The sequence below is a fragment of the Streptomyces griseobrunneus genome, assembly GCF_046713465.1.
GTDB lineage: Bacteria > Actinomycetota > Actinomycetes > Streptomycetales > Streptomycetaceae > Streptomyces > Streptomyces microflavus.
In genome coordinates this window covers 863443-885836 of the sequence record NZ_CP177080.1, presented here as the reverse complement: position 1 = coordinate 885836, position 22394 = coordinate 863443, and the positions used below count along the sequence as shown (strand labels likewise).

20 protein-coding genes and 1 tRNA gene are annotated in these 22394 nt (G+C 72.6%); 8 read left to right on the top strand and 13 right to left on the bottom strand.

What is annotated here, in order from left to right; translation table 11 throughout:
• Window positions 1-14 precede the first annotated feature (14 nt).
• The 3 genes from ACK8N7_RS04180 to ACK8N7_RS04170 form a co-directional block, all read right to left on the bottom strand.
• Complete coding sequence (locus tag ACK8N7_RS04180) at window positions 15-1931, bottom strand: DUF2264 domain-containing protein (protein ID WP_500440998.1); 1917 nt, start codon at window positions 1929-1931, stop codon at window positions 15-17.
• 141 nt (window positions 1932-2072) lie between these two features.
• A complete protein-coding gene (locus ACK8N7_RS04175) occupies window positions 2073-2570 on the bottom strand; it encodes a hypothetical protein (protein ID WP_500440996.1) in 498 nt (165 codons plus the stop codon).
• Between the two features lie 88 nt (window positions 2571-2658).
• Entirely contained in the window at window positions 2659-3138 is a 480-nt protein-coding gene (locus tag ACK8N7_RS04170) for a DUF309 domain-containing protein (RefSeq protein WP_500440994.1), read from the bottom strand.
• Between the two features lie 111 nt (window positions 3139-3249).
• On the opposite strand from ACK8N7_RS04170, the gene ACK8N7_RS04165 reads away from it, so the two are divergent.
• From ACK8N7_RS04165 to ACK8N7_RS04150, 4 genes are all read left to right on the top strand, one after another.
• Window positions 3250-5904 carry an ATP-binding protein gene (locus ACK8N7_RS04165; RefSeq protein WP_403210637.1) on the top strand — a complete coding sequence of 885 codons (2655 nt, stop codon included), beginning with the start codon at window positions 3250-3252 and terminating at the stop codon, window positions 5902-5904.
• Between the two features lie 50 nt (window positions 5905-5954).
• Window positions 5955-6028, top strand: a tRNA-Pro gene (locus ACK8N7_RS04160).
• A 182-nt stretch (window positions 6029-6210) separates the two neighbouring features.
• Complete coding sequence (locus tag ACK8N7_RS04155; RefSeq protein WP_500440992.1) at window positions 6211-7722, top strand: cryptochrome/photolyase family protein; 1512 nt, start codon at window positions 6211-6213, stop codon at window positions 7720-7722.
• A gap of 107 nt (window positions 7723-7829) precedes the next feature.
• Complete coding sequence (locus ACK8N7_RS04150; RefSeq protein ID WP_403210641.1) at window positions 7830-9005, top strand: spore photoproduct lyase family protein; 1176 nt, start codon at window positions 7830-7832, stop codon at window positions 9003-9005.
• Window positions 9006-9054: 49 nt separating this feature from the next.
• Here ACK8N7_RS04150 and ACK8N7_RS04145 read toward each other — a convergent pair whose 3' ends face one another.
• The 7 genes from ACK8N7_RS04145 to ACK8N7_RS04115 all read right to left on the bottom strand — a co-directional run bounded on the left by ACK8N7_RS04145 (window position 9055) and on the right by ACK8N7_RS04115 (window position 14402).
• Window positions 9055-9549 (bottom strand): ATP-binding protein, encoded by a 495-nt coding sequence (locus tag ACK8N7_RS04145; RefSeq protein WP_403210643.1) that lies wholly within the window; start codon window positions 9547-9549, stop codon window positions 9055-9057.
• Window positions 9550-9664: 115 nt separating this feature from the next.
• Window positions 9665-10069 carry an SHOCT domain-containing protein gene (locus tag ACK8N7_RS04140; RefSeq protein WP_403210645.1) on the bottom strand — a complete coding sequence of 135 codons (405 nt, stop codon included), beginning with the start codon at window positions 10067-10069 and terminating at the stop codon, window positions 9665-9667.
• An 85-nt stretch (window positions 10070-10154) separates the two neighbouring features.
• Window positions 10155-10562 (bottom strand): NUDIX domain-containing protein, encoded by a 408-nt coding sequence (locus tag ACK8N7_RS04135; RefSeq protein WP_500440989.1) that lies wholly within the window; start codon window positions 10560-10562, stop codon window positions 10155-10157.
• A 114-nt stretch (window positions 10563-10676) separates the two neighbouring features.
• Window positions 10677-11576, bottom strand: coding sequence for a hypothetical protein (locus tag ACK8N7_RS04130; RefSeq protein WP_403210649.1), 900 nt, complete (start codon window positions 11574-11576; stop codon window positions 10677-10679).
• Window positions 11573-12586 (bottom strand): SPFH domain-containing protein, encoded by a 1014-nt coding sequence (locus tag ACK8N7_RS04125; RefSeq protein WP_403210651.1) that lies wholly within the window; start codon window positions 12584-12586, stop codon window positions 11573-11575. The genes ACK8N7_RS04130 and ACK8N7_RS04125 overlap by 4 nt, the downstream gene beginning before the upstream one ends.
• A gap of 65 nt (window positions 12587-12651) precedes the next feature.
• Window positions 12652-13449, bottom strand: coding sequence for an SDR family oxidoreductase (locus tag ACK8N7_RS04120; protein ID WP_500440986.1), 798 nt, complete (start codon window positions 13447-13449; stop codon window positions 12652-12654).
• A 323-nt stretch (window positions 13450-13772) separates the two neighbouring features.
• Entirely contained in the window at window positions 13773-14402 is a 630-nt protein-coding gene (locus ACK8N7_RS04115) for a TetR/AcrR family transcriptional regulator (protein ID WP_403210655.1), read from the bottom strand.
• Between the two features lie 160 nt (window positions 14403-14562).
• On the opposite strand from ACK8N7_RS04115, the gene ACK8N7_RS04110 reads away from it, so the two are divergent.
• Together ACK8N7_RS04110 and ACK8N7_RS04105 are read left to right on the top strand one after the other, a co-directional pair.
• Window positions 14563-15498 (top strand): phosphatase PAP2 family protein, encoded by a 936-nt coding sequence (locus tag ACK8N7_RS04110; RefSeq protein WP_403210657.1) that lies wholly within the window; start codon window positions 14563-14565, stop codon window positions 15496-15498.
• Window positions 15495-16472 (top strand): DMT family transporter, encoded by a 978-nt coding sequence (locus tag ACK8N7_RS04105; protein ID WP_500440983.1) that lies wholly within the window; start codon window positions 15495-15497, stop codon window positions 16470-16472. Before ACK8N7_RS04110 ends, ACK8N7_RS04105 begins: the two co-directional genes overlap by 4 nt.
• Window positions 16473-16535: 63 nt before the next feature.
• Here the strand turns inward: ACK8N7_RS04105 and ACK8N7_RS04100 are convergent, their stop codons facing one another.
• Complete coding sequence (locus ACK8N7_RS04100) at window positions 16536-17069, bottom strand: PadR family transcriptional regulator (RefSeq protein ID WP_403210661.1); 534 nt, start codon at window positions 17067-17069, stop codon at window positions 16536-16538.
• A gap of 24 nt (window positions 17070-17093) precedes the next feature.
• Window positions 17094-19109 carry an oxidoreductase gene (locus ACK8N7_RS04095; RefSeq protein WP_403210663.1) on the bottom strand — a complete coding sequence of 672 codons (2016 nt, stop codon included), beginning with the start codon at window positions 19107-19109 and terminating at the stop codon, window positions 17094-17096.
• A 203-nt stretch (window positions 19110-19312) separates the two neighbouring features.
• Here ACK8N7_RS04095 and ACK8N7_RS04090 point away from each other — a divergent pair, with 203 nt between their 5' ends.
• Both ACK8N7_RS04090 and ACK8N7_RS04085 read left to right on the top strand, forming a co-directional pair.
• Window positions 19313-19858 carry a DoxX family protein gene (locus tag ACK8N7_RS04090; protein WP_403210665.1) on the top strand — a complete coding sequence of 182 codons (546 nt, stop codon included), beginning with the start codon at window positions 19313-19315 and terminating at the stop codon, window positions 19856-19858.
• A complete protein-coding gene (locus ACK8N7_RS04085) occupies window positions 19855-20307 on the top strand; it encodes a DUF7144 family membrane protein (protein WP_403210667.1) in 453 nt (150 codons plus the stop codon). Before ACK8N7_RS04090 ends, ACK8N7_RS04085 begins: the two co-directional genes overlap by 4 nt.
• Here ACK8N7_RS04085 and ACK8N7_RS04080 read toward each other — a convergent pair.
• On the bottom strand, window positions 20271-22394 hold the full coding sequence (locus ACK8N7_RS04080) for an MMPL family transporter (protein ID WP_403210669.1): 2124 nt from the start codon (window positions 22392-22394) through the stop codon (window positions 20271-20273). The two genes, ACK8N7_RS04085 and ACK8N7_RS04080, sit on opposite strands and share 37 nt — an antisense overlap.

Genomic DNA, 22394 nt, shown 5'->3' with positions numbered 1-22394 from the left:
GATCGTCTGCCGACCTATGAATGGTCCACGGAGACCGTCTCCCCGCCGAAGGCGATCCGTGTCCGTGCCCCGTCCTCCGCCCAGCCGGCTTCCACCGTGTCACCGTCCGGACCGGGCCGTACGTCCACGTGGTCCACGACCGCTGCCAGGGACCCGGCGTCCGGCTCGGCCGTGAGCGAGGCGAGGGCCACCAGGACCACCGTCCCCGCCACGTCGACGCCCAGCCGGGGGAGCACCGCCCAGCGGGTGAACGCCGTGCCCTGCGGGGCCCTTACCTCTTCCGGCGCTTCCCAGCCGTGGAGCCCGTACAGCTGGGAACGCACCGGACCCCCGGGCTCCGCCGCCCAGCCGGTCAGCTCCGCCCGCGCCCCGTCGGGCGCACCCAGCACCCGGTGGACCCGTAGCTCGTAGCGGCCCCGCGCCACCGTCACGCTCTCCACCCGGAGGCCGGGAACGGTGGAGGGGCCCGCCGGGAACACGGGCACATGCCAGGACCCGGCCCAGCCCCAGCCGTCGCCGTGCCCGGCCCCGAGCGGATGGATCCGGCGCCGGGTGCTGCGTACGGTGGCGACCGTCACCGACAGATGGTTGTCCGCCGGGTTCACCGCCGAGGTCGGGCCGGTCACGGTGGAGTAGGCGAGCCGCGCGTAGTGCGGGTCCGCGTCGCGCGCCGACTCGCCCTCGTCCGGCCGCACATGGTCGCTGCCGTGGTTGTGCAGCCGCACCACGCCGTCAGCCCGGGTCGACTGCACCAGGAATCCCGGTACCGGTACGGACAGCACCCGGTCGGGGCCCTCGCTCGGAGCCTCCTCCTCCACCGACGTCCACAGCGGATGCCCGGCGGGGGCGAGCAGCGCGACGAACGCCTTCGACGCCCAATAGGGCGACGCGGGACCGGAATAGGACTGCAGTGTCGCCGGGTGCGGGCCGTGCCAGCCCAGGCTCAGCAGTCCGTCACCGCCGCTCGCGCCCCGCTCCAGGAAGTACCGCAACGACCCGCTGACCAGCCGCCGCGAGGCCCCGGGAGCGAGCGGGGTGTGCCCGGACACCGCTCCCAGCGCGACGCCCGCGCTCGCGGCGAAGCGGTAGGTGAGCGAGCGCCCGAAGTGCAGCGGGGCCCCGTCGCCGCCGAACATCAGCGAGAAGCTCTCCAGATGCTCGCGCAGCCGCGCCCCGTGCCGGGCCGATGCGCGCTTCTCGCCCGCCAGATGGGCGTCCAGCAGTGGATAGAGGTGCAACGCCCAGCTGTTGTAGTGGTCGAAGGCGCGCCCGTCCCCGTCGGCGTACCAGCCGTCGCCCCGGTACCAGGTCTCCAGCAGCTCCAGTGCCCGCTCCCGCGCACGAGCGGTCTCCGCGTCCCCCCGGCCCACCGATTCCAGGAACCCGGCGACCGTGTAGGGGAAGAGGTACCAGTTGTTGCCCGCCGGAAGGTGGCGCAACGCACCTCGCAGCCACTGCTCCGCCCGGTCCTGCACCCCGGGCTCCAGCCGGTCCCAGAGCCAGGGCCGGGTGAGCCGCAGGCCGAGTGCGACGGAGGCGGACTCCACCATCGGCTGCCCCTGCACATGGTGGTCCAGGATGAGGGGCCAGGACTCCGCGTCGTCCCGCCCGGGCGTACGTGTCCCGGAAGCGAGCCCGCGCCCGTAGCGTTCCAGCCATTCGTGCGGGTCCTTCCCCTCGGCCCCGGCGACCCGGAAGGCGGCCGCCAGGAAGGTCCGCGCGTACCCCTCCAGCCCGTCGGAGCGCACTCCGGAGTGCGATGGGGGCCCGGGCAGGTCGAGCAGCGCCCCGCCGGGGGTGGCCCACCGCCAGGCGGCGTGCAGCAGCCCGTCGGCGGCGGCTTCCCAGTGCGCTCTGGTGTACCCGGTGTACGGGCTCGACGCCCGGTCCTCCGGGGGGAGTTCGAAAGAGGGGGGCGGGAAGGTCGTCATACGGGGAGGCCAGGCCCTTCGTGGTGGACACGGTCGGCACCCGAAATCCTGATCGAGCGATCGCAAGCGGTCAAGAGAACGACCAGAAGACAGCCAAAGCGATCAAACGATCGGGAGGCGAGGCGGATCGGGAGGCGACGCTCAGGGAAGCAGCAGCCAGTCCGCACCGACAGCGGCCACCAGGCCGGCCCCGAGCAGCCAGCTGCCCAGCCTGGTGCGGCCGTTCCTGCTGAGCTCGATCACCAGGCCGCACAGGATGAGCGCGAGTCCGTACACGCCGACGACCAGCACCGAGGACCGGCTCGCGATCCGCAGGGCGAGGACCACGCCCATCGCGACCATGCCCACGGAGGAGAGGACGATCCGCAGGCGCCGGGCCTGACGCGGCGTCAATCTCTTTGCGGTCTCGGGGTCGGTCCCGGTCCCGGGGGCGGTCCCGGCCTCAGCCTCAGCCTCGATCCCGGTCCCGGTCCTGGCCCCGGTCCCGGGGGCGGCCTCGGTGTCCTCGACGTCGTACGCGTCCTCGGCGGGCTCCGCCACCGTGGCTCTTGCCGCTGCGGCCTCGGCTATCGGGGTGTCGGTGCCCCGGTCCCGGCCCTCGCGCTGGTCCCGGTCCTGGTCCTGGTCAGAAGTGCTCATGGAGCCGGATCGTAATGGCTGCGCGGCAGGCCCGTTCCCGGACCCGGGCGTTCCGCCGCCGGTCCGGACGGCGGGAGGCCGCCCCCGGCTACCCCAGCAGGCGGGGCGCCTCCGCCCCGGCGTCCACCGTGCGGCCCGCCTCCACCCGGCCGGCCAACTCCCGCGCCCACTCCGCCAGCCCGCCGATCGCGATGTCGTGCGGCCGGGCCCCGGCGTACGGGGAGAGTGCGCCCGCGCCCCGGCGCAGCAGCCGCGCCCCGCCCGCCGTGTTGCCGCGCGCGGCGTGCGTCAGCCCCACCGCCATCTGCGCGAGCCCCCGCCACAGCTCGCGCTCGCTCTGCGGCCCCGACTTCCAGGCGTCCTCGAACACCTCGTGCGCGTGGAACGGCATCCCCGCGTCCAGCAGCCGCTGCGCCTCCCGCAGCGTCTCCTGCGGCGTGCGGACGACTCCCTCGGGCTGCCGCTCGACCCCGGGCGTCCCGTAGGGCAGCGGGCGCCCCAGTCCGTCCCGGGGGCGCGCGTTGCGCGCCCGGCCTTCGGTGTCACGGTCCCTGTGCGTCTCGTTCACTACTCGATTGTGCCTCGTACCTGCAAGGAATCAGCCGAACCCTGTCGGTGAGCACCCGCGCACGACTAGGCTCGACCGTCGTCACTGGATGCCATTTGGGGAAGGGTGGGCATGAAGCCGTCCCGGCCGTTGTACGAGCGTGAACCGGAACTCGCCGCCGCCGCGAGGGCGGTGGACGACCTGTGCGGAGCCCAGGCCGTCGGCGGGCTTCTGGTCTTCAGCGGGGAGGCGGGGCTCGGCAAGACCGCCCTGCTCGCCGAGATCCGGGCGATGGCCGCCGACCGCTGCACCGTCTGGTCCGCCAGGGGCGGCGAGACCGTCACCTCCGTACCGTTCCACGTCGTACGGCAGTTGCTGCAGCCCGCACTGGACCGGTTCCCGCCCGACGAGACCCGCGCCCTGTTCGGCGACTGGTACGACACCACGGCGCCCGCGCTCGGACTGGCCGAGCCCAGCGGTCCGCAGCCCGACCCGCAGGGTGTCCGGGACGGCCTCGACTTCGTCGTCGCGCGGCTCGCCTCCCGCCTCAGCCACCGGCCGCTGCTGCTCATGGTGGACGACGCCCACTGGGCGGACGGCGAATCCCTCTCCTGGCTGGCCTCGTTCACCGCCCGCCTCGGTGAACTCCCGCTCCTCGTCGTACAGGCGCACCGCCCGCAGGAGCTGGCCGAGCGCAACGCGAGCTATGTCGCCGACCGGGACGCCGAGCGCGGTTCGGACGGCCAGGGCGCCACGACGCGGGTCGCGCTGCGGGCGCTGACCCCGGACGCCACCGCCGAACTGGTCCGCGCGGCCCTGGGCGAGCACGCCGACGACCCGTTCTGCCGCGAGGTGTGGGCCGTCACCGGCGGCAACCCGTACGAGGCCGTCGAGCTGGTCGCCAAGGTCCAGGACCAGGAACTGGCGCCGGTCGAGGAATCGGCCGGGCAGCTCAGGGAGCTCGGCGCCTCCGCCCGGGGCAGCGGGCTCGTCGCCCGGCTGGAGCGGCTCGGAACGAACGCCAACCGGTTCGCCTGGGCCGCCGCCGTGCTCGGCACCGACATCTCCCAGGAGCTGGCCGCCACCCTCGCCGGGATGAGTTCGGCGGAGGCCGCCGACTGCACGGCCCGGCTGCGCGACGCCCGTATCGTCAGCGGCTTCGACCCGCTGGAGTTCGTCCACCCGCTGATCGCGACCGCCGTCTACCGCTCCATCCCGCCGGCCACCCGCACCGCGATGCACGGCCGCGCCGCCTGGGCCATCACCCGGGCCGGCCTCGGGGCCGCCGCGGCCTCCCGCCACCTGCTGGAGGTCCACCCGGACGACGACCAGGAACTGGTCGCCCAACTCCGTGAAGCCGCGGGCCAGCACCTCGCCGTCGGCGCCCCCGAAGCGGCCAGACGCTGTCTGGAGCGGGCCCTGGAGGAGCCGCCGCGCCCGAAGGACCGCGCGGTCCTGCTGTACGAACTCGGCTGCGCCACCCTGCTCAGCTCCCCGCCCACCACCGTGCAGCACCTGCGGGCGGCCCTGGACATGCCGGGGCTCGACGACGGCCTGCGGGTCGACGCGACGTTCCGGCTCGCCGCCGCGCTCGCCCACAACAACCAGCTGAAGGACGCGGCGATCTCCCTGGCCGCCGAGGCGGCCCGTACGGCACCGGGCCCCGGCCTGATGCGGCTGCAGGCCGCGCACTTCATGTGGGAGGGCATGCAGGCCACCGAGGACGACGGCCCGGCCCGCTCCCGGCGCCTCACCCGCAACGCCGACCATCTCAAGGGCCGCGACAACGCGGAGCGGGCGCTGCTCACGCTGAGGGCCTTCGACGCCATGCTGCGCGGCGAGAACGCCCAGCTCATCGTCGACCTCTGCGAACGAGCCCTGATCGACGGCAGCCCCGCCCGAGGCCTCGGCTGGACCGACTCCGAGTGGGGCTTCGAACTGCCCACCATGGTCGGCATCACCTACGCCTTCACCGACCAGCTGGACCGTGCCGAGAGCCTCTTCGGCGAAGCGGTGCGCGCCTTCGAGATCTCCGGCTGGAGCGGCGCCCACCTGGCCTTCGCGCACACCCTGCTCGGCATGGTCCACCGCCGTCGCGGCCGTCTCGCGGAAGCCGAGGGCTTCCTCCGCGAAGGGCTCCGCCTCGCCGACCGTGTCGGCTCCGGTCTGCCCGTCCACTGGGACGCGGCGTGCCTGCTCATCGACACGCTGCTGGCCCGCGGCCGGGTCGCCGAGGCCCGCAAGATCGCCGACCGCTACCGCTTCGGGCCGCCCTACCCGAGTGCCATGGTCCTGCCGGACGGCCCGTGCGTCCGGGGCCGGCTGCTGCTGGCCGAAGGCCGTAAGGAGGAAGCGGTCGCGGAGCTCGAAGCGGCGGGTGCCGCCCTGGAGCCGCGCGAACGGTTCAACGGCATCTGGGCGCCGTGGGCCGGTGACCTCGCCCGCGCCCTGGCCGACGACGACCCGGGCCGTGCGGCCCACCTCGCGGCCCGCTCCCGGGTGCACGCCGAGCGGTTCGGGACGGACACCGCCATCGGTGAAGCCCTGCGCTGCGTCTCGCTCTTCGCCCCGCCGGAGGAGGCGGAACAACTGCTCGCCGACGCGGTGCGTCACCTGGAGAAGTCCTCCTCCGCCTACGAGCACGCGCTCGCCCGCGTCGACTACGGCGTGGCGATCGGCTCGCACCGGGAACTGGCCAGGGCGCAGAAGCAGGCCATGGCCTGCGGAGCCGAAGGGCTGGCGGCCCGCGCCCAGCAGGCACGGGCGTCGATCCGGTCTGCGGAGTGAGGTAATGTTCCTTCTGCGCGGCCGCCCTGGGGAACCAGGCGGAAACGCATCGGGACGTGGCGCAGCTTGGTAGCGCACTTGACTGGGGGTCAAGGGGTCGCAGGTTCAAATCCTGTCGTCCCGACTCGTGAGAGTCGTAGGTGAGGGCCGGTTTCGGAGAAATCCGAAACCGGCCCTCACTCGTTCCTGGAAGGGCGTCGGCGTGTGCCGAGCGCGGCCCGTTCCGTCGTGCGCTTTGATCTGGGGGAGGAAGTCGCGCCCCGGATCGAGCCGGCCGGGCAACAGGTCGTCAAGGGAGCGTTCGGCATGACCGGGAAAGAGTCGGACACCCCCCACTGGCTCTTCGGCGATCAGCTCGGCCCCCATTTCGTCGACCCTGCCCGGGGCGGCCCGCACCGGGACGCGCCGCTGCTGATGATCGAGTCGAGGAGCGTCTTCCGCCGGCGGCGGTTCCATCGGGCCAAGGCGCACCTGATCCTCTCGGCGATGCGCCACCGGGCCGCCGAGCTGGGTGACCGCGTGCGGTACGTCAAGGCGGACACCTACCGCCAGGGGCTGCGGGAGGCCGTGGGGGACATCGAGGTGACCGTGCACCACCCCACGTCCCACGCGGCTCACGCGTTCGTACGGGCGCTGCCCTCGGTGCGTGTTCTGCCGGCGCGCGGCTTCCTCGTGTCGCACGACGCGTTCAGGACCTGGGCGGCCGACCGCACCACGGAACACCTCCGCCAGGAGGACTTCTACCGGTGGGTCCGCCGGACGCACGACCTGTTGATGGAGGGGGACCGCCCGGCAGGCGGCCGGTGGAACCTGGACCACGACAACCGGCAGGCCCCGCCGCGCGGGGTCACCGACCTGGGGGTACCGGCGCCCTACCGCCCCCGCGAGAGCGACATCGACGACGAGGTACGGGCCGACCTCGACCGCTGGGCCCGCGACGGGGACGTGGAGTTCGTCGGCGACGACGCGCCGCGCGGATTCCCGGCCACGCGCCGGGAGGCGCTCGCCGCGTTGCGCCGCTTCATGGAGCACCGGCTCGTCACGTTCGGCGCACACGAGGACGCGGTTCTCTCCGGGGACGCGACGATGAGCCACAGCCTGCTCTCCTCCTCCCTCAACCTCGGACTGCTGGACCCCGCCGAGTGCGTGGAGCGGGCGGAGGCACGATGGCGGTCGGGTGACGTACCGCTCAACAGCGCCGAGGGGTTCGTCCGGCAGATCGCCGGATGGCGCGAGTTCGTCTGGCACCTCTACTGGTACTTCGGCACCGGGTACCGCGCGAGCAACGCCCTGCGCCACCACGAGCCGCTGCCCGACTGGTTCCGGGACCTGTCCGCGGACGGAACCGAGGCGAACTGCCTCTCCCACGTCGTGGAACAGGTGAGGGCGACGGGCTGGACCCACCACATTCCCCGCCTGATAATCCTGGGCAGCTTCGCCCTCCAGCGGGGGTGGGATCCCCGGGCCGTCACCGACTGGTTCCACCGCAGCTTCGTCGACGGCTACGACTGGGTCATGGTCCCGAACGTGGTGGGCATGTCGCAGTACGCCGACGGGGGCCGCATGACCACCAAGCCGTACACGTCCGGAGGCGCCTACATCGACCGGATGAGCGACCTCTGCCGCCCCTGCCGGTACAAGCCGTCCGTACGGGTCGGTGAGGACGCCTGCCCCTTCACCGCCGGATACTGGAACCTTCTGCACCGCCACCGCGACCGGTTCGAGCGCAACGCGCGGATGACCCGGGCCGTGCGGGGCCTGGACCGGCTCCGCGATCTCGACGCACTGCTTGAGCAGGAGCGGGACCGCCGCGACTGACGTCCGTCCTCGGCTGGAACGGGCGCTCGCAAGGCGGTGGGCGCTGGTAGGGCTTACGAGTGCTCGCAAGGCGTTGGGTGCTCGCGAGACGCGGAAAGGAAAGGCACGTGGATCAGCCTCCGGCGGAGTCCGCCCAGGGAGAACCCGAGCAGCAGGCGCTGTTCGGATGGCCGGACACGGCACAGGAGCCCGATCCACACCCATCGTTCCGGGACAGTCCGGCGGCACGCCGGATGCTCGACGTACGGGAGGTCTACGCGGAGCCGGCCGCGCTCGACTCCCCGCGCGGCCGGCAGATCATGGCCCGCTTTCCGGGAGCACGCGTGACCGAGGTCGCCGGCCACTGGCGGATTCCCTCCCTCCACGGCAACGAGGGCAACATCGCCCAGTGGGTCCGCATCAAGTCCGGAACACTGGTCCTCGGGGTGAAGCAGACGCTGCGGACGCGCCCCAACGGCAGGTCGGCCGACTGGATCGCCCCGGGACCCTCCAACGGATGCGCGATGGCCTGCGCCTACTGTTACGTCCCCCGTCGCAAGGGCTACGCCAACCCCATCACGCTGTTCACCAACATCGAGGCGATCGTGGCCCATGTCCGGCGCCATGTACGGGCCCAGGGCCCCAAGACGGAACCCAACCAGTGCGATCCCCGGGCCTGGGTGTACGACATCGGTGAGAACGGCGACTGTTCCGTCGACGCCCTGGTCTGCGACAACACGGCGGACCTCATCGCCGCGTTCCGCGGCCTGCCGACGGCCAAGGCGTCCTTCGCGACCAAGTTCGTCAACCCCGACCTGCTCGCACTCGACCCTCAGGGGCGTACCAGGGTGCGCTTCTCCCTCATGCCGCCCGACGACGCCCGGCTGCTGGACATCCGCACCAGCCCCGTCGCCGAGCGGATCGCCGCTGCCGCCGACTTCCTCGACGCAGGCTACGAGGTCCACTTCAATCTCTCGCCCGTCGTCCTGCGCCCGGGATGGCAGAGGGACTGGGCCGGACTGCTCGCCCATCTCGACGACGTCCTGCCCGACCGGGTGAAGGACCAGGCGGCGGCCGAGATCATCATGCTGACCCACAACCGGTCCCTCCACGAGGTCAACCTGGGCTGGCACCCCCGCGCCGAGGAAGTCCTGTGGCAGCCGGACGCCCAGGAGACCAAACGCTCGCAGAACGGGGCCCTCAATGTCCGCTACGCCCAGGAGATCAAGCGGCAGGCGCTGACGCGCATGCGGCAACTGCTGGCCACCCACGCGCCGTGGCTGCGCGTCAGGTACGCCTTCTGAGGCTGAGAACGGGCCGGTCCACCGGAAGCACCGTCGGGCCCGCCCCGCGCTACCAGGACGTGGGGTCGGCCGGAGCGCCCTGCGCGTCGTCGAGCAGCGAGATCTCCACACGGACGCGCTTGCCCACCGGCTCGCGGCGCACCTCGAAGCTCTGGCAGACCATGAGGACGATCTCCAGACCGTGCTGACCCGCGCGCGTGGGGTCGGCCTGCGCGGCGGAGGGGAGTACGGAGCCCGAGTCCCACATGGTGATGCTCAGCGTGCCGTCGCCCGCTTCGAGGTCGAGGAGGCAGGGGCCCGGCGCGTACTTGCAGACATTCGTGGCCAGCTCGCTCACCACCAGCTGTGCGTCGTCCATCGCGCGCGAGGACATCTGAAGACCGTGCGTCGACCGCGCGTCGACGAGGAAATCCCGGACAAAGGCCCGGGCCCGGGCGATCCCGCCCGAGCCCATGTCGTAGGCGACGCCGGCTTTCACGGCGGACGTGCCGGTCTCCTGACCGTCCTGCTCGGTTTCGCCGTACGTCGTCAGCAGCTGTTCCATGACACGTTCCCCCGTTCGGGACGGCTGCGCGCGCAGCCGTCGCACCACCCGTCTACCCTCGCCCGCACGGTTCAGGCCAGGACGGGGGAAGAATGTTCCGGGTGCCGCCGCTGCCTCAGGCGAGGAGTTTCGCCTTCGCCCGCTCGTACTCGTCCGGGTTGATGGCGCCCTTGTCCCTGAGCTCGGCGAGCTTCGTCAGATCGCTCACATGGCTGGTGCCCGCCGCCGAGCCCTCGCTGTTCGCCGCATCCCTCACGTACTGCCGGAAGGCCGCTTCCGAATCCTTGGCCACTTTGGCGTCGCGCTCCTGCATGCTGCGGCCCCGGACGATGAGGTAGACCAGCACGCCCAGGTAGGGCAGGAGGATGACGAAGACCAGCCAGCCCGCCTTGGCCCAGCCGTTCAGCGAGTGGTCGCGGAAGAGGTCCGTGATCACCTTGAACAGCAGGAAGAACCACATGACCCAGAGGAACAGATACAGCATGGTCAGGAAGAGGTTCAGGAGCGGGTAATCGTCCATGGGGCCAACTCCGTTCGCGCGGATGTTCCCTCATTCATACGCCTGGTCCGTTCTATCCGCATCTGAAGCCAGGGTTCAGGGGGGTTCAGCGGCTCGGGTCAGCCCTGGCCGCCGTCGGCGGCGATCCGCAGGAGGTGGGCGGGCGGATGGGTGAGGCCGAGGTCTTCGGATCCCCGGAGCCCAGGCGGACGAGGGCCGCCATGCTGATCCGGTTGATCCCGCCGATCACGTCGTGGAGCAGCGCGAAGACGTCCACCGCGCTCTCGTCCACGGCCAGACCGGTCTCCTCACGCAGCTCACGCGCGGCGGCCGCCGCGACCGACTCGTGCGTCGGATCGACCTTGCCGCCGGGCAGCTCCCACGTACCGCTGTGGTGCCTGCCCAGGAGCATGCGCCCCTGCTCGCCCTGGACGATCACGCCGACCCCGAGGGCCGCCTGCGCCGTGGGCGGGCGCGTGTTGCGGGCGGGGCCGTTGAGGGCATCGGTGGTCATGGCGCTGGGTCTCCGCTCTCCGGGATGTCTCTGGACCGGTCGTACGGAATCACCGTAACGACATGGTGGGACACGTCGGGGCCGGATCGGGGGACACCTCAGGACCGGTTCCGCTCAGACGACCAGGCGCAGCGCAGTCGCGGAGATGCCCAGCCGCACGCTCTGACCCCAGGCCAGCTCCAGGGCGTCGGACTCCATCCCGTCCCCGAAGACCACGATCCGGTCCGACTCCACGGTGAGCCGCAGTCCTTGGCCCCGGCCCAGTTCGCCGGAGACCAGGGAGGTGCCGGTGGCGGGTGAGGGCCAGGCCTCACGGACGAACCAGAGCAGCCGGGGGTCGCCCGGCGCGGGCAGGGGGGTCGTGCCGCCGCGCTCCAGCCACAGCGAGCGCAGCCAGCCGGTGGCGCCCGTTCCGGTGCCGACGAGGACCCCGGAGGAGGCCTGGGCCTCGCCGGGGGCCTCTGTCGTGTCGGGGCCCAGCCGGTAGCGGGCCGTCTGGTGGCCGGGCGGGCCCAGGTAGATCTCGTTGAGCGCGACCAGCCGCTGGGTGTCGTCGGCGACCGCCTCGACCATCGTCAGCGCCTCCACCGCACCTCCGGCACCCGTCGCGGCGCGCAGCAGGGCGGCCGCGTCGGCGCAGCGGTGGCGGACCAGGACACCGGGGTTGCGGCCGGGGTCGGTGTCGATGCCCACCACCGGCTGCCCCGACAGGTACTTCGCGGCGTTGGCGACCAGCCCGTCCTGGCCGACCACGACCACCACGTCCTCCGGCGCGAACAGGAACCGGTCCAGGTCGGCCCGCTCCACCCGGGACCTGCGCCAGGTGAGCGGCACGGCGGCCGCCACGTCCCGAAGGGCCTGCTGCGTACGTTCGTGGCGTCGGGCCACCTCGTCGATCGAGCGGCCCCGGCTGGACAGGAAGAACGCGGCCTGCCCGTGCGTCCCGTGCCGGGCGAGCAGCTCCTCGTACTCGGTCCTGCGGTGTACGAGGACGGCCCGGGGCGCCAGGCTCACGCTCCCGACCCGCCTTCCGGACGGCCGAGCTTCGCGAGGAGCCCGGTGAGGATGTCGGGGGAGAGGGTCAGGCTCTCGATGCGCGGCACGTTCTCCGCGAGCCGGGTCGCCGCCAGGGCGTGCAGCGTGGCCGGATCGACCTCGCCGTGCACCCGCAGCCAGGCGGCCTGGGCCTCCGCGCGCGCCGAACCCGTCTCGCGCGCCGCCTCGGCGTCCGCCCGGGCCAGGCGCACCTTGCGGGAAGCCTCCGCCTCCGTGCGTACGCCGTCGGCCGCGGCCTTCTCCTCGGCCTCCCGGCGTGCGTTGGTGCCGCGCTGGTCGACCAGCTGCTCCTCGCGCCGGGCGAGCTCGATCTGGCTGGCCAGCTCGTTCTCGGCGATGGTGCGCTCGCGCTCGACGGCCACGGCCCGCCGTTCGTAGGTGGCCCGGTCCGCCTCCTGCTGGATCTGCTCACGCGCCGGGGTGCGCAGGGCGCGCTCGACCTCGGCCTCGGGGCGGATCGCGACGACGCGCACCGCCACCACGTCGATGCCGGTGGCGGGGAGCCTCGGCTCGGCGGCGAGACCGGTGGCGACCCGTTCACGTACGGAAGCGACCCCGTCCACGAGGGCAGCGGCGAGCGGGGTGCGGGCCAGGACGTCCAGCGTGTGCTGCTGCGCGGTCTCGGTGAGCAGCGTGGCGATCTGCTCCAGCGGTGCGCTGCGCCAGCTTCCGGTGTCCGGGTCCACGGAGAAGTCGAGCCGGTCGGCCGCCAGGGCCGGGTCGCTGACCCGGTAGGTGACGGTGGCCTGGACGGTGACGTCCTGGAAGTCCGCCGTACGGGCGTGGAACGCCATGGCCAGCTCCCGGTCGTCGACCGGCACCTCGGAGAGCGCCGCCGACAGTGACCGGTACCAGAAGCTCAGCCCCCGCCCGTCGTGGACGAGCTCACCGCGCTTGTGGTGGCGGATGTGGGCGGTGGGCGCGGAGCGCAGATGGCGCCAGCCGAAGCGCCGGGTGATGTCGGCCATGGGGTCCCCCTCGAACTCGAACTCAATCTCGTCACTGCGACGATAAGAGGTGAAGGTGTAAATAGTCAAGGTGACGAGAAGGGGGGTTCGGGCTTTCTGCGGGCCAGCTCTCTGGCCGGGATCTCGCCGCCGCCGTGCACGGCCAGGTCGGCGCCGTTGACGTACGAGGAATGCGGCCCGGCGAGCCAGAGGCAGGCGTGGGCCACGTCCGCCGGAACCGCCAGCCGTCCCATCGGAACGATGCCCGCCACCGCGGCCCCGTCGTCCTTGCCGTACAGCGCGGTGGCGCGCGCGGTGCGGATGAGTCCCGCGGTGATGTGGTTCACCCGCACCTTCGGCGCCCACTCCAGGGCCAGGCCCCGGGTCAGCCCGAGCAGCCCCGCCTTCGCCGCCGAGTAGGCGGCTGTGCCCGGCTGGGGGTCATGGGCCGAGACGCTGCCGATGTTGATCACGCTGCCGCCCTCCGGCTGCTCCCGCATGACCAGATTTGCGGCCTGGGCCACGTAGAAGGGGGCGAGGAGATTGAGGGCGACGACCTTCTCGACGAAGCGGGGGGAGACGGTCGCCGCGTCGGCGTCGGGGGAGCCGCCCGCGTTGTTGACCAGGACGTCGAGCCGGCCGAACCGCTGGACCGTCGCCGCCACCAACCGGGCCGCCGCGCCGGGGTCCAGGACGTCCGCCGGCTGGAACGCGGCCTGCCGCCCGCCCGACGACGGCAGTGCGGCGGGGGTGGTACGCCCGCACACCATGACCTCGGCGCCCGCGGAGAGGAAGGCCTCCGCGATGGCGGCACCGATGCCCTTGGTGCCGCCTGTGACGATCACCGCCCGCCCGGTGAAGTCGATCGGATTGCCCAGCTCCATGGTCCGCCCCTCGTCGGTGGCTCCTCGGTGCGCGGAGTTCTGTGCGCGTGAGGGCAGAATCTACCAATCGTTTGTTAGGTGCGACAGGGGTTGCCAGTGCTCGGAACACGGCCGGCCGGTGACCTCCGAGGAGATCACCGGCCGGCCGGGCGGTGCGCCGCCCCCGTCCCCACGGTGCGGCGCCGGGTGGACCGTCCCCATCCGCTGGGACGGACGGTCCACGTCTGTCAGGACGCGGGGTGTGCCGCGTCCATGTCTGTCGGGGCGCGGGGTGTGCCGCGTCCACCTCTGTCCGGACGCAGCCGTGCCCGCGTCCGTGTCTGTCAGGGCTCCGGTGCGTCCGCCGTGAGTCCGAGTCCGGGGAGGATCGCCTTCTCGACGAACCTGCTGAGATACGCCGCGTCCGCGTAACGCCCCTCCAGCAGCGGCCGGGCCCGCATCACGCCGAGCAGCTGGGCCGCCACGTACTCCGCGCCCGGCAGGTCGGCGGCGATCTCGCCGCGCCCCTGGGCGCGCCGGACCATCGCGTCGATCGCCGCGATCTCCGGCACGATCAGCGCCTCGCGCAGGGCGCACAGCAGCTCGGGGCTCTGGAGCGCCGCATGGCTGAGCGCGTGCATCAGGGGGGTGTCGCGCCCCGAACCCTCACCGATCGCCCGCGCCGCCTCGCGCAGGTCGCCGGCGAGCGTGCCGGTGTCGATGTGCGAGAGCAGCATCCGCCGGGTGCCGTGCAGCGCGGCGACGACCAGCTCCGGCTTGGAGCCCCACTGGCGGTACAGCGTCGACTTTCCGCAGCGGGTGCGGGAGGCGACGCCCTCCATCGTCAGCGACTCGTATCCGCCCTCCCGCAGCAGGTCGAGCACCGCCGTGTAGAGCTCCTGCGCCCGCTCCGGTGTGATCTTCGACCGGGGCGAGGTGAGGGCTGACTCCTGGGCGGAATCGGGCGACGGCATGGACTGTCCCTCCTGCGGCGGTGCGGCGAGGCTCTCGATACGCCAGTGTACCGATACGCACGTGTACCGATACGCCGACGTATCGGTACACTGGCGTATCGATTCGGCATGGAGTTCACCATGCCGTCCTGACACCGCTTCGCATCCAAGGGGGCACCGGGTGACGTACGCCCGCACCGAGCCCACGGACCAGGAGCCGGACATACGTGCCCGACCGCCCCTCGTTCGCGAGTTCCTTCTCGTGGCCGGACTCTTCCTGGCCTACAAGTTCGGCCGCCGGGCGGCCAACGGCCATGTCGAGGAAGCGTTCCACAACGCCGGGAACGTCTGGGACCTCGAACGTGCCCTGCACCTTCCGGGCGAGGTCGCCGTCCAGGGCGTGCTGCTGCACAGCCAGACACTGATCCACGCGGCGAACACGTACTACGCCACTGTGCACTTCCCCGCCACGGTCCTCTTCCTGGTCTGGCTCTACTGGCGCCGCCCGCTTCACTACCTCTGGTCACGGCGCATCCTCGCCGTGCTCACCGGGGGAGCCCTCGTGCTCCACCTGCTCTTCCCGCTCGCCCCGCCCCGGATGCTCCCGGCCGCCGCGCTCGTCGACACCGGCCAGGTCTACGGGCCGACGGTGTACGGGGCGACGCCCGCCACCGACACGATGGCGAACCAGTTCGCCGCGATGCCCTCGCTGCACGTCGGCTGGGCCTTGATGGTCGCCGTCGGCCTGATCGTCGCCACCCGCTCCCGGTGGCGCTGGCTCTGGCTGCTGCACCCCGCGATCACGCTGCTCGTCGTCGTGGGCACGGCGAACCACTACTGGCTCGACGCGATCGTGGTCGTGGCGCTGCTGGCCGTGGCGTTCGCCGCGCTGCGCCTGCCGCGCGCAGCCCGGAACGTACCGGCGCACCTGCCGTGGCCGGTGGGTGACGGGGCGGTGCTCGGCGGAGGCGCGCACGTACCGGCGTACGCCGTCCCGGGGGCGGATGCGGCGATGGACCCGTTCGCCGTCCCGGGCGCGGACACGGCCATGGGTCCGTACGTCGTCGGCGCCGCGCACCCGGTACGGACCCCCGCGGGTTCCGGAGCCGGCCGATGAACGCCACGCTGATCGCCGTCGCGCTCTCCCTCGTCTCCGCCGGCACCTACGCGGCCGCCGCCGTCGCCCAGTCCCGGCTGGCCGGACGCACCGAGCCCTCCGCCGGGGGCCTGCGCCTGCTCGGCCGGGGGGCCTGGTGGTCGGCGGTCGCGCTCAACGCCGGGGGAGCGCTGCTCCATGTCGCCGCGCTCAACTACGGCCCGCTCAACCTGGTCCAGCCGCTCGGCGCGCTCACGCTCGTGGCCGCCGTCCCGCTCGGGGCGCACGCCGCGGGACGACGTGTCGGGCGTACCGAGTGGCGGGGCACGGTCCTCACGCTGCTCGGCCTCGGTGCGCTGCTCCTGACCGCGGGCGGCTCCGCCCCGCACGAGACCCTCACCCTTCCCGAGGCCCTCGGTGTCGGCGCGGCCGCCATGGCGGTCGTCGCCGGGCTCAGCCGGCCGGGGGCCCGCCCGGGGCTGCGGCACGCGGCGGCCTCCGGGATCACCTCGGGGGTCGCCTCCGCGCTCACCCAGACCCTCACGGTCGCCGTCACCGACCACTCCGGCGGCCCGCTGTTCAGCTGGCGGCTGCTGACGGTGGCGCTGCTCGTCTCCGCCTTCGCCATGGGCGGCCTGCTGCTGTCCCAGACCGCCTACCGGGGCGGCCTCGGCGCCCCGCTCGCCGTCGTCACCCTCGCCAACCCGGTCGCCGCCGCCGCGATCGGTCTGGCCCTCCTCGGCGAACGGCTCCAGGGCGGGCCGGTCAGCCTGGTCCTGGCGCTGCTCGGTACGGCGGCCGCCGTAGGCGGGGTGATCCTGCTCAGCCGCGCCCAGGCACGCGCCACGGACCCGGGCGAAGCGGCCGCACCCCCGGTGCCGGTGGTGGATCCGGTGCCCTCCCGGGTCGTCATCGGCAGCCCCCGGCGCGCGGACGGTACGCCGCTCGGCGCGGAACCCCTCGCCGTACGGGCGGGCGGCCCGCCCCACCCCTAGGGCGGGTCCGGCCCTGATCCGCCGGACACGCCCCAGGGGCGGACGCCTTGCGGAAGGCGACAGTCAGGGGGCGTCCAGCTCGCCGATGGCGCGGGTCAGCCAGCCGATCCAGAACGTCTCCAGGTCGATGCCGCCCCGCAGCACCAGATGCCGCAGCCGCCCCTCATCCGTCGTCGGCGCGGGGGTGAAGTCCCGCGCCTCGATCCCGCGGTACTCCTCCAACTGGCTTTCGTGCAAAGCGAGATGGCGGCGCAGCTCCGCGCCCATCCCGTTCACCCCGACGACCGCCGCCGCCCGCATCCGCAGCAGCAGCGGATCCCGGACCGGCCGCGGATCCTCCGGGAGCGCCACCCAGGCGGCCAGCTCCTCGCGGCCCGCGGGCAGCACCTCGTACTCCTTCTTCTGCCCCCGGGCCGGTGCCGCCGCGGTCAGCGCCCTGATCTGTCCGGCCTGCTCCAGTTTTCCCAGCTCGCGATAGATCTGCTGGTGGGTCGAGGACCAGAAGTAGCCGATCGACCGGTCGAACCTGCGGGTCAGCTCAAGACCCGAGGACGGCTTCTCCAGCAGAGCGGTGAGAATCGCGTGCGGCAGTGACATGACGTGCATCCTAAGGACGAGGGCTCACAGGGCGGCGGCCAGCTCCGTGCCCTGGCGGATCGCCCGCTTCGCGTCCAGTTCGGCCGCCACGTCCGCGCCGCCGATCAGGTGGACCGGGCCGCCCGCCGCGCGCAGCTCCTCGTACAGCTCCCGGCGCGGTTCCTGGCCCGCGCAGAGCACCACGGTGTCCACCGGCAGTACCCGCCGCTCGCCGTCGACGGTGAGGTGGAGGCCCTCGTCGTCGATCAGGTCGTAGGAGGCGCCGGCGATCATCTCGACGCCCCGGTGGCGCAGTTCGGTGCGATGGATCCACCCCGTCGTCTTGCCGAGGCCCGCGCCGACCTTGGTGGTCTTGCGCTGGACCAGGTGGACGGTACGGGGAGTCTTGGGGCGCTCGGGCGCGCGCAGCCCGCCGCGCTCCGCGTAGGAGGTGTCCACGCCCCACTGCCGGAAGAACGTCTCCGCGTCCAGGCTCGCCGCGTCGCCGCCGTCGGTGAGGAACTCCGCGACGTCGAAGCCGATGCCGCCCGCGCCCACGATCGCGACCCGGTCGCCGACCGGAGCCCTGTCGCGCAGCACGTCCAGGTAGCTGACGACGTTCGGGTGGTCCGTGCCGGGGATCACAGGGGTACGCGGCTCGACGCCGGTGGCGAGCACGATCTCGTCGAAGCCGTCCAGCGTCCCGGCATCGGCCCGGGTTGAGAGGCGCAGCTCGACGTCCAGCTCGGCCAGTCGCGTACGGAAGTAGCGCAGCGTCTCGTTGAACTCCTCCTTGCCCGGCACCCGGCGGGCCACGTTCAGCTGGCCGCCGATCTCGTCCGCCGTGTCGAACAGGGTCACCGCGTGGCCCCGCTCGGCCGCCGTGACCGAGCACGCGAGACCCGCCGGACCGGCACCGACCACGGCGACGCGTTTACGGGTCCGGGTCGGGCTCAGGACCAGCTCGGTCTCGTGGCAGGCGCGCGGATTGACCAGGCAGGAGGTGATCTGGAGGCTGAAGATGTGGTCCAGGCAGGCCTGGTTGCACCCGATGCAGGTGTTGATCGCGTCCGCGCGGCCCGCCGCCGCCTTGGCGACGAACTCCGGGTCGGCGAGGAAGGGCCTGGCCATGGAGACCATGTCCGCCCGGCCCGAGGCGAGGACCTCCTCGGCGACCTCGGGGGTGTTGATGCGGTTGCTCGTCACCAGCGGTACGGAGACCGCGCCGCGCACCTTCTCGGTCACCCAGGTGAAGGCGGCGCGCGGCACGGAGGTGGCGATGGTGGGGATGCGGGCCTCGTGCCAGCCGATGCCCGTGTTGATGATCGTGGCGCCCGCCGCCTCGATCTCCTTCGCCAGCGTCACGACCTCCTCCAGTGTGGAGCCGCCCGGCACCAGGTCCAGCATGGAGAGGCGGTAGATCAGGATGAAGTCGTCACCGACCCGCTCGCGGACCCGGCGCACGATCTCGACGGGGAACCGCATGCGGTTCTCGTACGAGCCGCCCCAGCGGTCGGTGCGGTGGTTGGTCGCGGAGACGATGAACTCGTTGATCAGGTAGCCCTCGGAGCCCATGATCTCGACGCCGTCGTAGCCCGCGAGGCGCGCCAGCTCGGCTGCCCGGACGAACTCCTCGACGGTCTCCTCGACCTGCTCGTCGGTCAGGGCGTTCGGGGTGAACCCGCTGATGGGGGCCTTGAGCGCGCTCGGTGCCACCAGGTCCGGGTGGTGTGCGTACCGTCCGAAGTGCAGGATCTGCATCGCGATCCTGCCGCCCGCCGCGTGCACCGCCGAGGTGATCTCCCGGTGCTGCTCCGCCTCCGCCCCGGTCGTCATCTTCGCGCCGCCGGGGAAGGAGCAGGCCCGCTCGCTGGGGGCGATGCCGCCGGTGACGATGAGGCCGACGCCGCCCCGGGCGCGCTCCGCGTAGAAGGCCGCCATCCGCTCGAAGCCGCGCTCGGCCTCCTCCAGGCCGATGTGCATCGACCCCATGAGGACCCGGTTGGGGAGGGTGGTGAATCCGAGGTCCAGCGGGCTCAGCAAGGTCGGGTACAGGCTCATCCGGGTCTCCTCCGCACAGGGTCGTCGCGTCAGTTGTAGACCACGGTCAGCCGTTTATGCAACAAGTTGCACAATGATCTGCGTCGCACGCCGGGCCTTGGGGCGCCCGGCCCGTGACCCGTACGGCGTACTCGACCGGGCCCGCCCGCCACCGGCCGACGAGAGTGGGACCGCCAGCGAAACCCCTCACCCCGGGAGTCCCCATGGTCTGCGTCAACCGGCGTGATCTCGGTCTGCTCGCCCTGCGCGTCGGCACCGGCGCGGTGCTCGCCGCCCACGGCAGCCAGAAGCTGGCGGGCTGGTTCGGCGGCGGAGGCATCCAGGGCACCACGGCCGCGATGGAGGCCATGGGCTTCCATCCGCCCAAGCACAGCGCCGTGGCCGCCGGACTCGGTGAGGCGGGCGGCGGTGTGCTGCTGGCCCTCGGGCTCGCCACCCCCGCCGCCGGTGCCGCCGCCGCGGGCGCGATGGCCGGTGCGGTGGCCGTGCACGCCCCGGCGGGCTTCTTCGCCCAGGGCGGCGGCTACGAGTACCCGGCGTTCCTCGGCTTCACCGCCGCCGCCATCGGGCTGTCCGGCCCCGGCCGCTACTCCGTGGACCACGTCACCTGCCACATCTTCGACCGGCCCTGGATGGTCGCCCTCGCCTTCGCGGGCAGCGCGGCCGCGGCGGTCGCGGTGGTCGGCAAGCGCGCCAAGGGGCAGTCCGGCGAGGAGCAGTCCGGCGAGGAGCGGGAGACGGGCCGATGAGCGAGGACCCGCGCCTGTACGACGGCTCCTCCGGCCCGCCTCCGGTGCCCGACCCGGAGAGTGAATGGGTCACCGGAGGCGTGCTGTTCGCCGGGGTGCTGATGCTCTGCCAGGGCATCGTCGCGGCCCTCCAGGGCATCGCAGCCCTGGGCGACAGCGATGTCTACGGCACCGTCGGCGACTACCTCTACCGGTTCAGCCTCACCAGCTGGGGCTGGACCCACCTGATCCTCGGCGTCTGCGCGGCGATCACCGGTGCCGGGCTCCTCAAGGGCGCCGGGTGGGCCCGGGTGGCAGGCATCGTCATCGCCTCCCTCGCCCTGTTCGCGCAGTTCCTCTTCCTGCCGTACGCGCCGGTGTGGTCGGTGCTCATGATCGGGGTGGACATCTTCGTGATCTGGGCGCTGAGCGCCTACCGGCCCCCGGCCGCCGGTGCTGTTCCGCGCTGACCGTCCGTGTTCTCGCGGCTCAGCGCACCCGGCCACCAGGACTTCGGCCCGATGTCCCTGACCAGCGCCGGGACGAGGAGCGAGCGTACGACCAGGGTGTCCAGCAGGACGCCGAACGCGACGATGAAGGCGATCTGGACGAGGAACGCCAGCGGGATCACACCCAGTGCGGCGAAGGTGGCCGCGAGCACGACGCCGGCCGACGTGATGACCCCGCCGGTCGTGGTCAGCCCGCGCAGGATGCCCTCCCGGGTGCCGTGCCGCAGCGACTCCTCACGGACCCGGGACATCAGGAAGATGTTGTAGTCGACGCCCAGGGCGACCAGGAACACGAACCCGTACAGCGGCACCGAGGAATCCGTACCGCTGAAGCCGAACACATGGGTGAAGACCAGCGAGGAGATCCCCAGCGTCGCCAGGAAGTTCAGCGCGACCGTGGCCACCAGCAGCACCGGCATCAGCAGCGACCGCAGCAGGAAGACCAGGATCACCAGGATGATCGCCAGCACCACCGGCACGATCAGCATGCGGTCGTCCTCGGCCGTGCGCTGGGTGTCGTACTGCTGCGCCGTGTAGCCCCCGACCAGGGCGTCCGAGCCCGGCACCGAGTGCACTGCCTCGCGCAGGGCGGCCACCGTCTCCTTGGCGTCGTCGCTGTCGGCCGCGTCCTTCAGGGTCGCGTCGATCCGGACCCTGCCGTCGACGATCAGGGGTTCGCCGCCGGGCCGGCCGCCCTCGCTCACCGGCGCGACCGAGGCCACCCCTTCGGTACGGCTCGCGGCCTCGCTCACCTCGGCCAGCTTGCCGGCCGCCGCGATGATCACCGCCGGATTGCCGGAGCCGCCGGGGAAGTGCTCACCCAGCGTCTCCTGGGCGGCCACGGACGGGGCGTCGTTGACGAAGATCTCGTCCAGCGGCACGCCCTTGGAGGTGAGGGTGGGCGCGAAGGCGGCACAGGCGATGAGGAACGCCAGCGTGATCGCCCAGACCTTGCGCGGGGCCCGGTCGACCAGGGCCGCGACCTTGCTCCAGATGCCGTGGCCGCCGGTCCCGTCCTGGGCCTGCCTGGGCTTCGCCGGCCAGTACGCCCTGCGGCCCAGAAGCACCAGGGCGGCGGGCAGGAAGGTGAGCGCGCTCAGGACCGAGCAGACGATGCCGATCGCGCCCACCGGGCCGAGCGCCCGGTTGTTGGTGAGGTCGCTGAGCAGCAGGGCGAGCAGGCCCACGGCCACCGTCGCGGCACTGGCCGTGATCGGGCCGAAGGACTCGCGCAGCGCGACCCGCATCGCGGTGAACCGGTCGCCGTGGACGGCGAGTTCCTCCCGGAACCGGGCGGTGAGCAGCAGCGCGTAGTCCGTCGCGGCGCCGATCACCAGGATCGACAGGATGCCCTGCACCTGGCCGTCCACCCGCACGATGTCGTGGTCGGCGAGCACATAGACGATCGCGCAGGCCAGCCCCAGGGCGAACACCGCACCGAGAATGATGAGGAAGGGCAGCAGCACACTGCGGTACACCAGCAGGAGGATCACGAGCACGGTGATCAGGGCCACCCCGAGGAGCAGCCCGTCGATGCCCGCGAAGGCGTCGGAGAGATCGGCCTGACTCGCGGCCGGACCCGCGAGCTGCACCGTCGCGTCCGGCACGGCCGCACCGGCCTTCTCGACCTCCTCCAGCACCGTCGGCAGCTCGTCCCCGAGGCCGGGGCTCAGCTGCACGATGCCCTGGAGTGCGAGGCCGTCCTCGGAAGGCAGCGCGGGGGAGGCCTTACCGACGACACCCTCGGTGCCCGCGAGCGAGGCGAGAGCGCCGGTGGCCGCTTCCCGCTGCGCCTCGCTCACCGGTGTGCCCTCCTCCTTCGACGTCCATACGAGGATGGCCGGGAGGGTCTCGTTCTGCTGGAACGCCTTCTGCGCGTCGATGACTTGGGTGGATTCGGCGTTCTGGGGCAGGAAGGCGGCCTGGTCGTTGGTGGCGACCTCGCCGAGCTTGCCCGCGTACGGACCGAGTCCGCCGCCGATGCCGAGCCAGGCGATCAGCAGGACGACAGGGACCAGCCAGCGGGCCGACCGTGCAGGGGTGAACAT